Below are 11,685 nucleotides of genomic sequence, written 5' to 3'. Positions count from 1 at the left end.
AAGCTTAAAAAAATTAGCTTCTTCTTAATACTTCATCAATCATTCCGTATTCTTTTGCTTCTTCAGCGATCATCCAGTAATCACGCTCACTGTCTTTGTGAACTCTATCAAAAGTTTGTCCTGAATGCTGTGAAATGATGTGGTATAATTCATCTTTTAATTTCAACATTTCACGTAAGTTAATTTCCATATCTGTTGCAACACCTTGTGCTCCTCCAGATGGCTGGTGAATCATTACACGTGAATGTGGCAGAGCCGAACGTTTTCCAGCTGCTCCTGCACATAATAAAACTGCTCCCATAGAAGCTGCCATACCTGTACAAATTGTAGCTACATCTGGTTTAATAAATTGCATTGTGTCATAAATTCCCAATCCTGCGTAAACGCTTCCTCCTGGAGAATTTAAATAAATCTGGATATCTTTTGATGCATCAGCACTTTCTAAAAATAATAACTGAGCCTGAACGATATTAGCGATTTGGTCGTCGATACCTGTTCCTAAAAAGATAATTCTGTCCATCATTAATCTTGAAAAAACATCTAATTGAGAAATATTCAACTGACGTTCTTCGATGATATATGGTGTCATATTCGTTGGGTTCATCGCAGCTATGATTTTGTCATAGTACATAGCGTTTACTCCTTGGTGCTTTGTAGCAAATTTTTTGAATTCTTTACCGTAGTTCATATGTATCTGTTCTAAGTTTACTTTATTTAACGTATATATTCTCCATCAAAGGTTGTACCTATTTCTAAAGAATGTCAATTTGTCTTCTTTTTGTTTTGTTTCATGTTTCAAGTTAATTTAGTTTCAAGTTCTGCAGCTAACATGAAACCTGAAACAAGATAAACCTGAAACAAAAAAAGAGCGTCGGCAGAAAACTGCCGACGCTCAAATATAATTATTTTTCAGAAATTATTCTCCGTAAGAAGCTGCAATAAATTCTTCGTAAGTAACTTCTTTAGTTGTTGGATTTGCTTTCTCTTTAAATAAATCTAACAATTTAGCTGCTACAACTTGCTCAGAAAGTCTTTTCACTTCCTCTTGGTTAGATAAAACTCTAGCCACGATTCCCTGAACTTCTTCGTCAGTTGGATTTGTTTGTCCAAATTGAGCCATTTGCTGTCTGATTGCATTTGTTGTAAAAGCTTTCAAATCTTCAAATGTAATTTGGATATTACTTTGAGCCATTGCTTTTCCTTCAATCAATTGAAAACGTAAACCTTTTTCAGATCTTGCGTATTCTACTTCAGCTTCTTCTGCAGAAAGTTTTTTCTCTCCAACAGTTTGTAACCATTTTTTAAGGAATTCAGCCGGTAAATCAAATTTTGTATTTTCGATCAGGAAATCCTGAACGTCTAATAATAATTTTTGGTCAGCTTGCTGTGCAAATTGAGCTTCAGCATCTTCTTTAATTTTAGCTTTTAAATCTTCTAAAGAAGCTACTTTTCCTTCACCAAAAAGTTTATCAAATAATTCCTGGTTTAATTCTGCCAATTCAGAACCGTTGATTGCTTCGATAGTAAAGTTTACTTCGATATCTAAACCGTGAACATCATCATGAGATACTTTTAAGTAATCCATTAATTGGTGATCGTCTTCAAATAAACCTTTTGTGCTTACTTTAACAACATCTCCAACTTTTTTACCGATGAATTTATCTCCGGCTTTTTTGTTGAATGTAGAAACAGAAATCGTAGTTGTATTGCTGATACCTTTTTCTTCGTTTGTAAAAGTTCCCGTTAAATCTGAATCAGAATCTACTTTATCCTGAGGAATTGCTTTTCCAAATTGTTTTTGGATACGCTCTACTTGTCCGTCGATTAATTTATCATCAGCAGTAACGATATATTTTACGATATTGTTTTTAGCTTCTAAATCAATTTCGAAGTTTGGCACTAAACCAATTTCGTATTCAAAAGTTAATTCTTCTGCATCCCAGTCAATATTTTCGTTTTCTTTAGCAAGAGGAGTTCCTAAAAGATTTAATCTTTCAGATTGAATAAAACGCTCTAAAGCCAAATCAACTACTTTTTTAATTTCTTCTTGTTTAATACCTTTTCCGTATTGTTTTTCAACAAGATCTTTAGGAACTTGTCCTTTTCTAAATCCTTTTACTTGCGCTAAAGGCAATTTTTCGTTGATTCTTTTTGCCACTTGACCTTTATAATCCATATGGACAACGTTCAATACAATTGTCTCGTTTACAGCGTCTATTGCTACTCTTTTAATATCCATCTTCTTCTTTAATTTACATAATAAAATTGGGTTGCAAAATTATAAAATTTTTGCAACCCAACCAAGTTTTTAATCTATTGTATTCGAAGCAGTTTTAATGTGCTTTTAATTTGATTTATCGTCTCCCAGTATTTTATAAGTAATTGACTGAAGTATTGACAAAATAATACTGAAAAATAATGCTGTCCAGAATGATTCGACTTTAAATCCTCCAACAATATAAGTACAAAATATAATAATTATAGCATTAATAACCAGTAAAAATAACCCTAGCGTAATGACTGTAACCGGCAGCGTTAGTACAACCAAAATTGGTTTTATAAAAAGATTTAATAATCCTAAAACCACTGCTACTATTACTGCTGTCCCAAAACTGGCAACATAAACTCCAGGTAAAAAATTCGCGATCAATAAGACCAAAGCTGCCGTGACAAGAAGTCTTAGTATTAATTTCATAGTTCTTAAATTTAAAATTTATTTAAAAGTAATATTTTTTTTATCAAAAAGTAATTACTCTTTCAAAAACTCGGTTGTCAGCTCAAAAAACATTTTTGGATTTTCTGCATGAAGCCAGTGTCCTGCGCCTGGAATAGTTTCTAGCTTAACATTTGGAAACTGTTTTTTTATTTCGTCTAAATCTGTATCTAATATATATCCAGATTCTCCTCCTCTAATAAATAAGGTTGGATTATTAAAAACTAAATTTTCTGCCAAAGGTTTCCCGATAGCATCGAGATTATTATTAAAAACTTCCAAATTAAAACGGAAAGCAAGCTGTCCCGGTTCTTTCCAATATAAATTTTTCAATAAAAACTGGCGCGTCCCAAAATCAGAAACATATTGTGCAACGATTGCTTCAACATCATTTCGGCTTGGTTTTACAGAAAAATCAACTGCATTTAAACCTGCCAAAATATCCTGATGATGCTGTTTGTAAAATTTCGGGCCAATATCGGCCACAATTAATTTATCTACAAGATCAGAATGTGTTGTTGCAAAAAGCATAGCCACTTTCCCGCCCATCGAATGTCCCAGAATATCAATTCTTGTTAGATTATTTGCCTGACAATATTCATATACGTCCTGAACCATTGCTTCATAACTCCATTCATCTGAATGAAAGCTGCGTCCATGGTTTCTTAAATCTAAAATATGAACCTGAAATCCGGCCTCAACATATTGTCCTGCCAGCGTTTTCCAATTATCAGACATTCCAAGAAATCCATGCATGATGATAAATGGTTTTCCTTCGCCTTCTATTTTTGAGTAAAGCATTAAATTTTTCTTTTAAATTCTACTACAAATGTAAAAAACTTATCTATTAATCTGTAACAGAATGTGTTCTTCGAGATATTTTTTATACTTGATATTAATAGAAAAAAGTTTACATTTTTACGTGATCCCGTAAAATTAATAGAATCAAATAAACTATCTTGCGCCCCGAAATCAAAACCAAAAATATTGATTTAAATCCAAATTAATTAATACCACCTTTATGATTAAAAAATTCCTTTTATTATCATTAGTTGCTTCGCAGCTTATGGTTTCATGTTCAAGCGACGAAAGCAATGATGAAGAAACTAAACCCGAAACAGAATTATCATTAGAAGAACAAATTGCTGCAATTGTTAAACAGCCTTATTCTAAATTAACTCCTGGTGAGCAAAAATTAAAATTAGAGGCCGAAGCTAATCAAATGCTTACTGAGCTGGACAAAACGAAAAGTTCTGGAGCTATTGAAGCATTAGAAAATTTATCAAGATTGTTAGGTGTTGATCAAATTGAGCTTTTTGATGGAAAAGATGATAATGACATTGAAGATGTTTTAAACGTTTCTGGTGTTTATGCTGTTTATACATGGAATAACGCTAATCAAAAATGGGTAAAAACAGCTTCATCATCAGAGTTAAAATTTGTTTTTCCTGCCAAAGAATCTCAAACTGCAAACAATGCTGTTTTTACATCTAAAAGTGTTTCATCTGACATAAAAGTAAAATTCGCCACTAATTATTATGATGGGAATGAAATAACAGACTATTTCTTTCTTCCAACTTCTGCTGATGCAGTTTTAACAATTGATAATGCTCAAGCGGCTGTATTTACACAAACTGCAAAATATGCAAACGGAAAAGAAATTCCTACTGATTTTGCATACAAAATGACTTTGAACGATGGTTACACTTGGGAAATGAGTGGTGTTAAAGCAGCACAAAATACTTCAAAAGCATCTCTTACTTACAATGGAAAAACTCTAATTAACTTTAATGCCGGAAGTAACGCTGAAATTGACAAATTACTTGCTGATCAAGAACTTACTCAATACAGAGGTAAAGCAAATGGTTTATTCCAATTAATGGACAATTTTATCATTGTTGCTGATATGGATTTAGCTGCAACTGCTGCAGATGCAGAAGCTTTGCACAAAAATAATATTCGCCCAACTGAACCTTCATACAACAATGCTAATAGTAACTTCAAAGCTTATTATACTGCATTAAATGCTTATGAACTAAAAATATCTCAGGGAACTGCAGCTAATTTCAACAAAAACATGAAGTTATTTTTAGTATCTAAAAAAGATGGAACTAAAATCGCTGAGCTTGTTCAGCATTCAGAAGAAAGTGATGACCCGTATGTTTTTGAATTACCGGTTTGGGATGCTGAAAATGGCTATTGGGCAAACTGGTATGAGAGCAATGGAGAATCATTTTCTCAACCATACCTAGATGAAGTAGTTTACTTAAAATTCAATGATAATACTGAAGTATCTATGAGTACTTACTTTTCTGAAGGATTTGATACATTCCAAACTAAATTTGAAGATTTTATTAGTGCTTTTAATAAAGAGGAAAAATAGTTTTAAAAAAAATAATTTAAAGCCGGTTTGAACATTTCAAATCGGCTTTATTTTTTTGGAGGTGTTCTGACTATTATGGTACTTTGTCCATATCCTGCCCAAATACCAATTCCTCCTTTTATATTCGATTTTAAACTTGTGTTTGATGGATAAATAGGATTTTTGCTGTTTACGATTTCGTTTTGCCAGCTGTTCCAGAAATCCAATGCTTCTTTCGTTTGTGTTCTTAGTTTTACATAAATAACGTCTCCATCGGCAAAATAAGGTGTGAATTTTGTTTTAGGAAACAACAAAACCCCTCTGTTTATCTGCACAGAAACCGAAGAACTTTTAAAGTTTTTATCGTCTAAATTGCCATAAAATGAAGGCACAAAAATAGGTTCTTCGCCGTCAATTTTTGTAGCGATTTGGTAATAGTTTTTTTCGGCTGGCGGATCATCAAATTTTACAAAAATATAACCGGTTGTATCTATCGGATTCTTCTTTATATATTCTGCACTTTTAAGCTGTACTGATTTGGGAATTGATGTTACAGCTTCGACAACACGATTTAGGTATTCAATTTTAATAGAATATTCTTTTCCTGCTTCTCCTTTTAATGTTGAACCAAAATATACAAATGGAGGAATTCTGTTTTTATCATTCTTAACCCTTAAAACTTCTGAATTCTGTCCGTCAGAAATTGTGATTTTTGCAGATCGAATTACGTGATTTAAAACATTTGTAGAATCAATAACATCTGTAACCGGAATACTGCTCGACAGCAAAACATTGGCAAAATCACCTTCTTCAATCCAGCCTTCAACCACTATTTTTGATTCCAGGCTTTTTTGCTCACTAAAGTCATCTTTTGAACAACTTATTAGTACTAAAGCAAAAAGAAATAGTATATATTTTTTCATCTTTAAAATTTAAATCTCCAGCTAACAGAAGGAAGAATTCGGTATAACACTTTTTTTTCCTGTTTTACCACAACTTTGCTTTTATCTTCGTTTACTTCTACATCTAAAACAACATAAACCGGGTTTGAGATATTGAATGCATTGTAAATAGAAAAGTTTAAAGCACTTTCTTTCTTCGGCGTTTTTATAAAATAATAGTTGGCAGAAAGATCAGTCCTAATATAATCAGGCATTTGTGCATTATTATATCCTGAATATTCTTTAACCGGGTTATTATTTATGAAATACCAAGAAGTTGGCATCGTAAATCGATTCCCGGAACCGAATATTTGGGTAACTCCAAAATTCCATTTAGAATTTAAATCATACATTCCAACTACAGAAAGATTATGACGTCTGTCGTATTTTGCGAAATATGTTTTTCCATTATTCAATTCATCAAAATTTCGATCAGACCAGCTTAACGTATAACTCAGCCAGCCAGTAAATTTTCCGTTGCTTTTTTTGAGCATCATTTCAAATCCGTACGCTTTTCCTTCACCCACATACAAATCATTTTTCAACGTTGTAATTTCATTAAACTGCGTTATTCCATACGGATATTCCAGCAGGTTTTTCATCGAACGATAAAATCCTCCAAACGATGAAGACAAATTTCTGGTAATATTTTGATTGGAACCAACAGCAAATTCATTAGATGATTGCGGCTTTATTCCATCAGAACTGGCAATCCAAAAATCTGTTGGAATGCCAACGCTTGAAGTTGTAATCAAACTCAAATATTGATATTGTCTGTTATAAGAAGCATAAAATGAATATTTTTCATTGACATAATAATTCAGCACAGCGCGCGGTTGAAAATGCAAATACGAGTCTGATCCGGAAGTATAATAATTAATTCGAAGTCCTAAATCGGCCGTTACATTTTCAAATAACTTAGGTTTTGCGTTTACAAAAATTGCTGCTTCATTGGCATTAATTATTCTTTGGGAATAATTATCAAGCGTTGTCAGGTTTTCGACATTAACTTTTTGAGGCTGCAAATTGTGATAAACATATTGCAATCCTGATTCAAATGGAATATTATGAATTGAAAATCGTACGGCATTTGTAAAACCAAAATCTTTCACAAAAGAAGAAACTCCAAATTGAATTGTTGCCTGTTCCATACTTAAATCATTAGAATAATGACTAAAATAAACTGAATTAGACATGCTGACTTTTGGAGAAAATGTTGTGGTTAAAGATGGCGAAATTGTAAAATTGCTCCATTTTAAATTGGTTCGCAGTGCCAGATTCTCATCTTTTATTTTCAATTCGTCTCCGCTAAAAAAAGCATCTAATGAAAATAGGTTCTTTTTAGAAATTTGAGATAAAAAAGTAAAATTTGCATCAGAAAAACCATATTTCATATCCTGAACATCATTACTTTCTGAACCAGATTTTAATATTGGGCCTACAACTTCATCAATATAAGTTTTTCTCCCAGAGATATAAAATCCTGTTTTATCATTTAAAGGAACTGCCAATGTTACTTGCGATGCCAAAATTCCGGCATTTCCCTGAATCGAAAATTCTGACGGCAATTTTTTATTGGTGTTTAAAACTGTTGTCGAACTTAATCGTCCGCCGTATTTTGCATTCGAACTTGATTTATCAAATTCCACATCCTTAATATGATCTGCATTGTAAAAAGGAAAAATTCCGAGTAAATGAGACATTCCATAAATGGGCGCTTCATTATATAAAATGGCATTATGTCCGGGATCACCACCGCGAACGTATAAATAACCATTTGCATCTCCGGAATTTTGAACTCCGGGTGTCAATTGCAAAAGTTTTATAATATCTGTAGCTCCTAAAAGTGTTGGAACAGCGTTTAATTCTTTTAAATTAAAAGAAAGTTTTCCGCCAGATAAAGTTTTGATGCCGCTTTTTTTATCATTTGAAATAATTACTTCTTTTAAAAGCGAAATATCTTTTTCTAAAACAATGGAAAACACGGTATCTTTTCGAAGATTGCAATAAATAGTTTTTGGTGTAAAATCTAGATGGTTAATTTTTATAACCAAATTACCTGAAGGAATACTTTCTGAAAAATTACCCAAAGTATCTGTAATAGTATGCAGCTGTTTTTTATTTATTTCGAAAGAAATATTGGCACCAATTAAATTTTGGTTTTCGGATGATTTTACATTTCCTGATATCCTAACATTTGACTGTGCAAAAAGATTAGAAAAGGAAAATAATAAAAAAAGGATAATAGATTTCGACACTTAATTTTAATAAGAAAAGTGCGAAAATAAACAATTATAACCCAATTACTCAGGTTATAATTGTTTTAATTTTAATCTTACTTCAATTTATTCAAATACATATTCACAACATTATCCAAACCAAGATAAAGTGCTTCTGAAATTAAAGCGTGACCAATAGAAACCTCTAATAATCCCGGAATATTTTGTTTGAAAAACTGAATATTATTTAAACTCAAATCGTGTCCGGCATTAATTCCCAAACCTAATTCGTTCGCTAATTCTGCAGCTTTCACATACGGATCGATTCCGTTTTTGTTTCCTAAATCATATTGATGCGCAAAAGCTTCTGTATATAATTCGATTCTGTCTGTTCCTGTTTTTTTAGCTCCTTCGATAATTTCTAAAACCGGATCAACAAAAATTGATGTTCTGATTCCGTTTCTTTGAAATTCCTGAATAACTTCGGTTAAATAATCCTGATTTTTAATGGTATCCCAGCCTGCAGAAGATGTAATGGCTCCAATTGCATCTGGAACCAAAGTAACCTGATCTGGTTTGCATTCTAAAACTAAATCAATAAAATTATGCTGCGGATTCCCTTCAATATTATATTCTGTAGTAACAATTGCTTTTAAATCACGTGCATCCTGATAGCGGATATGACGCTCATCCGGACGTGGATGAATGGTAATTCCCTGCCCTCCAAAACGCTGAATATCGAAAGCAACTTTTAATAAATCAGGAACATTTCCGCCTCGCGCATTTCGTAACGTTGCAATTTTATTGATATTAACACTTAACTTTGTCATATAAATAGATAATTAATTCAAGTAACACTATATTTGTTACGACAAAAATACAAAGTAAAACGCAGCAGTTTTTGGTATTTTTTGATTATTTTGCATCAAATATCTTCGATTGATTTATGACAGAAATTACAAACTATATCACAAATGATTTCAGAGCGATTGATAGTCAGGAAACGATAGCATCGATTCAGGACTTTTTTATCGATGTAAATTTTTCTCATTTTCCGATTTTAGAAGATGGGATTTTCATTGGAAGTATTTCTTCTGATGATGTTGAAACGTTTGATACCGATAAAAAAGCTATTGACTACAAATATACTTTAGAACGCTTTTTTGCCAGAAAATCAATGATCTGGCTGGATGTTCTGGAAGTCTTCGCAAAAAATCACACTAATATTATTCCTATTCTTGATGAGAATAACAGCTACATAGGCTATTATGAAATGGAAGATATTATGAAGTTTTTTCAGGAAACACCATTTTTAAAGGAACAAGGTGGAATTATTATTGTTCAAAAAGGGCTACTGGATTATTCTATGAGCGAAGTAACCCAAATTGTAGAAAGCAATAATGGTAAAATTTTAGGCTGTTTTGTTTCTGAAGCCGATGTCGAAAATGTTCAGATTACTATAAAAATAGGTTTGGGAGCGATGAATGAAATTATTCAGACGTATAGAAGATATGGTTATGAAATTATTTCAGAACATCAGGAAGACACCTATATCAATAGTTTAAAAGAACGCTCTGATTATTTAGACAAGTATCTTAATATTTAAATTAGAAAATTGGTCAATGAGAAAATTAGAAAATATTCTCAACTAATAAATTATCAAATTAACACATTTCCTCATTATCTAATTAAGAAGAATGAAAATAGCCATTTACGGACAATATTATCAAAACAGTACCGAACCTATTATAAAAGATATTTTCTCTTTTTTCAATTCCAATAATGTAGAAATGGTAATTGAGGAAAATTTTCTGGATATGCTTTACGATAAGCAGCTTGTAAAAAAGGAGTATAAAACTTTTTCTCCAAGTACTACTTTAGATAATAGTTTTGAAATGCTGATTAGTATTGGCGGCGATGGAACGATTTTGAGAGCGGCGGCTTTTGTTCGTAATTCAGGTATTCCTTTATTAGGTATAAACGCAGGAAGATTAGGTTTTCTTGCAAAAGTTCAAAAGGAAAACATTGACAGTCTGCTGCAATATGTTATCGATCAAAACTACACAACTTCTGAAAGAACTTTACTGGGTATAACCTGCGAACCTAAAAATGACGCATTTGCAGAACTTAATTTTGCCATGAACGAGGTTACAGTCAGCAGAAAAGACACCACTTCGATGATTACTGTTGAGACTTATTTAAACAATGAATATTTAAATTCTTACTGGGCAGATGGTTTGATCATTTCTACTCCAACAGGCTCTACAGGTTACTCCTTAAGCTGTGGTGGACCAATTTTAACTCCAGATGTAAAAAGTTTAGTAATCACGCCAATTGCACCCCATAATTTAACTGCCAGACCGCTTGTTATTCCAGACGATACTGAAATTACTTTACGCGTAACAGGAAGAGAAGATCAATATTTGGTTTCCTTAGATTCCAGAATTTCTTCGGTAAAAAACGAATCGATTCTTAAGATTAAAAAAACAGATTATAAAATAAAAATGGTTGAGATTCCAGGCGAAACGTTCTTAAAAACCTTAAGAAACAAACTGCTCTGGGGAGAAGACAAGAGAAATTAAACTCTTTTCTCCTTCATCACTATACGATAATACCACATTTTCTCGTTCTGCATATAGCGAATCATCATTAAATTGCTCAAAATCATAATGTAAATTGAAAAAAAAGCACATTTATCTAAAGGAACTTTGATTCGTATTGATAATTATTATATTTGCACGCAATTCTGAATTAAATGAAGAAAATTTTTAATTTATTGTTATGTTTTTTCCCTTTTATTACACTTAATGCTCAAATCAATGAGCTTGGTGTGTTTATTGGCGGAAGTAACTTTGTTGGTGATGTGGGAAGTACAACTTACATTAACCCAAATAAACCGGCTTTTGGTATTTTGTACAAATGGAACAAAAGTCCAAGACACTCTTATCGTTTCTCTTATACACAGTCTAATATTCTTGGAAATGATGCAGATTCAGACGAAACAAGCCGCAGCAACAGAGGATATCGTTTTGAAAACGAGGTAAAAGAATTTTCTGCTGGTTTAGAATTTAATTTTTTCGATTTTAATCTTCATGATTATCACACAAAAATTACTCCTTATATATATTCAGGTTTAAGCTTCTTTCTTTATGATGGCTTATATCGTAATATAAACAGCCTTAATACAACGCAAAAGATAAATTCAAATTCATTTGCTATACCTATAACACTCGGAATCAAATCAAATGTAACTCCTCATTTTGTTATAGGTGCCGAAGTTGGAGCACGATATACTTTTACCGACAATATTGACGGAAGTAATCCTGATACCAGCAATGAAAACATTTTAAAATTCGGAAATTTAAATAATAATGACTGGTATGTCTTTTCAGGTATTACTTTAACTTATACCTTTGGACAAAAACCTTGCTACTGCGCAGAATAATAAAA

The 11,685-nt window shown here is 32.2% G+C and carries 11 protein-coding genes; 4 read left to right on the top strand and 7 right to left on the bottom strand.

Translation table 11 applies throughout. The features are described 5' to 3' along the window. Positions 1 to 13: 13 nt before the first annotated feature. The 4 genes from clpP to J2Y38_RS21960 form a co-directional block, all read right to left on the bottom strand. Positions 14 to 688 (bottom strand): ATP-dependent Clp endopeptidase proteolytic subunit ClpP, encoded by a 675-nt coding sequence (gene clpP, locus J2Y38_RS21975; protein ID WP_053471615.1) that lies wholly within the window; start codon positions 686 to 688, stop codon positions 14 to 16. A gap of 228 nt (positions 689 to 916) precedes the next feature. Further along, complete coding sequence (locus tag J2Y38_RS21970; RefSeq protein ID WP_309846878.1) at positions 917 to 2,239, bottom strand: trigger factor; 1,323 nt, start codon at positions 2,237 to 2,239, stop codon at positions 917 to 919. A gap of 105 nt (positions 2,240 to 2,344) precedes the next feature. Continuing rightward, a complete protein-coding gene (locus J2Y38_RS21965; protein ID WP_309846876.1) occupies positions 2,345 to 2,695 on the bottom strand; it encodes a phage holin family protein in 351 nt (116 codons plus the stop codon). Between the two features lie 54 nt (positions 2,696 to 2,749). Beyond that, the gene (locus J2Y38_RS21960) at positions 2,750 to 3,514 is read right to left on the bottom strand and encodes an alpha/beta fold hydrolase (protein ID WP_309846873.1); all 765 of its coding nucleotides are present in this window, start codon (positions 3,512 to 3,514) and stop codon (positions 2,750 to 2,752) included. Positions 3,515 to 3,734: 220 nt separating this feature from the next. Between J2Y38_RS21960 and J2Y38_RS21955 the strand changes: the two genes are divergently transcribed. Continuing rightward, positions 3,735 to 5,096: a hypothetical protein gene (locus tag J2Y38_RS21955; protein WP_309846870.1), complete on the top strand. Its 1,362-nt coding sequence runs from the start codon at positions 3,735 to 3,737 to the stop codon at positions 5,094 to 5,096. 47 nt (positions 5,097 to 5,143) lie between these two features. On the opposite strand, the gene J2Y38_RS21950 is transcribed toward J2Y38_RS21955, so the two are convergent. The 3 genes from J2Y38_RS21950 to J2Y38_RS21940 all read right to left on the bottom strand — a co-directional run bounded on the left by J2Y38_RS21950 (position 5,144) and on the right by J2Y38_RS21940 (position 9,065). Continuing rightward, positions 5,144 to 5,998, bottom strand: a complete 855-nt coding sequence (locus J2Y38_RS21950) for a DUF4249 domain-containing protein (protein WP_309846866.1) — start codon at positions 5,996 to 5,998, stop codon at positions 5,144 to 5,146. 2 nt (positions 5,999 to 6,000) lie between these two features. After that, positions 6,001 to 8,274: a TonB-dependent receptor domain-containing protein gene (locus J2Y38_RS21945; RefSeq protein WP_309846865.1), complete on the bottom strand. Its 2,274-nt coding sequence runs from the start codon at positions 8,272 to 8,274 to the stop codon at positions 6,001 to 6,003. A 77-nt stretch (positions 8,275 to 8,351) separates the two neighbouring features. Next, positions 8,352 to 9,065, bottom strand: coding sequence for a pyridoxine 5'-phosphate synthase (locus J2Y38_RS21940; RefSeq protein ID WP_309846863.1), 714 nt, complete (start codon positions 9,063 to 9,065; stop codon positions 8,352 to 8,354). 116 nt (positions 9,066 to 9,181) lie between these two features. Between J2Y38_RS21940 and J2Y38_RS21935 the strand changes: the two genes are divergently transcribed. From J2Y38_RS21935 to J2Y38_RS21925, 3 genes are all read left to right on the top strand, one after another. Beyond that, complete coding sequence (locus tag J2Y38_RS21935) at positions 9,182 to 9,841, top strand: CBS domain-containing protein (RefSeq protein WP_053471625.1); 660 nt, start codon at positions 9,182 to 9,184, stop codon at positions 9,839 to 9,841. A gap of 91 nt (positions 9,842 to 9,932) precedes the next feature. Next, the gene (locus J2Y38_RS21930; RefSeq protein WP_309846861.1) at positions 9,933 to 10,817 is read left to right on the top strand and encodes an NAD kinase; all 885 of its coding nucleotides are present in this window, start codon (positions 9,933 to 9,935) and stop codon (positions 10,815 to 10,817) included. 173 nt (positions 10,818 to 10,990) lie between these two features. After that, entirely contained in the window at positions 10,991 to 11,680 is a 690-nt protein-coding gene (locus tag J2Y38_RS21925; RefSeq protein ID WP_309846860.1) for a DUF6089 family protein, read from the top strand. Positions 11,681 to 11,685 lie beyond the last annotated feature (5 nt).

Source organism: Flavobacterium sp. 2755 (assembly GCF_031455715.1).
Classification (GTDB): domain Bacteria; phylum Bacteroidota; class Bacteroidia; order Flavobacteriales; family Flavobacteriaceae; genus Flavobacterium.
The sequence above is the reverse complement of the archived record's forward strand: the minus strand, read 5'-3'. Positions and strand labels throughout refer to the sequence as shown.

Excerpts from the sequence above, each read along its gene's own strand:
- clpP (WP_053471615.1), bottom strand. The coding sequence starts at position 688 with ATGAACTACGGTAAAGAATTCAAAAAATTTGCTACAAAGCACCAAGGA.
- J2Y38_RS21970 (WP_309846878.1), bottom strand. The coding sequence starts at position 2,239 with ATGGATATTAAAAGAGTAGCAATAGACGCTGTAAACGAGACAATTGTA.
- J2Y38_RS21965 (WP_309846876.1), bottom strand. The coding sequence starts at position 2,695 with ATGAAATTAATACTAAGACTTCTTGTCACGGCAGCTTTGGTCTTATTG.
- J2Y38_RS21960 (WP_309846873.1), bottom strand. The coding sequence starts at position 3,514 with ATGCTTTACTCAAAAATAGAAGGCGAAGGAAAACCATTTATCATCATG.
- J2Y38_RS21955 (WP_309846870.1), top strand. The coding sequence starts at position 3,735 with ATGATTAAAAAATTCCTTTTATTATCATTAGTTGCTTCGCAGCTTATG.
- J2Y38_RS21950 (WP_309846866.1), bottom strand. The coding sequence starts at position 5,998 with ATGAAAAAATATATACTATTTCTTTTTGCTTTAGTACTAATAAGTTGT.
- J2Y38_RS21940 (WP_309846863.1), bottom strand. The coding sequence starts at position 9,065 with ATGACAAAGTTAAGTGTTAATATCAATAAAATTGCAACGTTACGAAAT.
- J2Y38_RS21935 (WP_053471625.1), top strand. The coding sequence starts at position 9,182 with ATGACAGAAATTACAAACTATATCACAAATGATTTCAGAGCGATTGAT.
- J2Y38_RS21930 (WP_309846861.1), top strand. The coding sequence starts at position 9,933 with ATGAAAATAGCCATTTACGGACAATATTATCAAAACAGTACCGAACCT.
- J2Y38_RS21925 (WP_309846860.1), top strand. The coding sequence starts at position 10,991 with ATGAAGAAAATTTTTAATTTATTGTTATGTTTTTTCCCTTTTATTACA.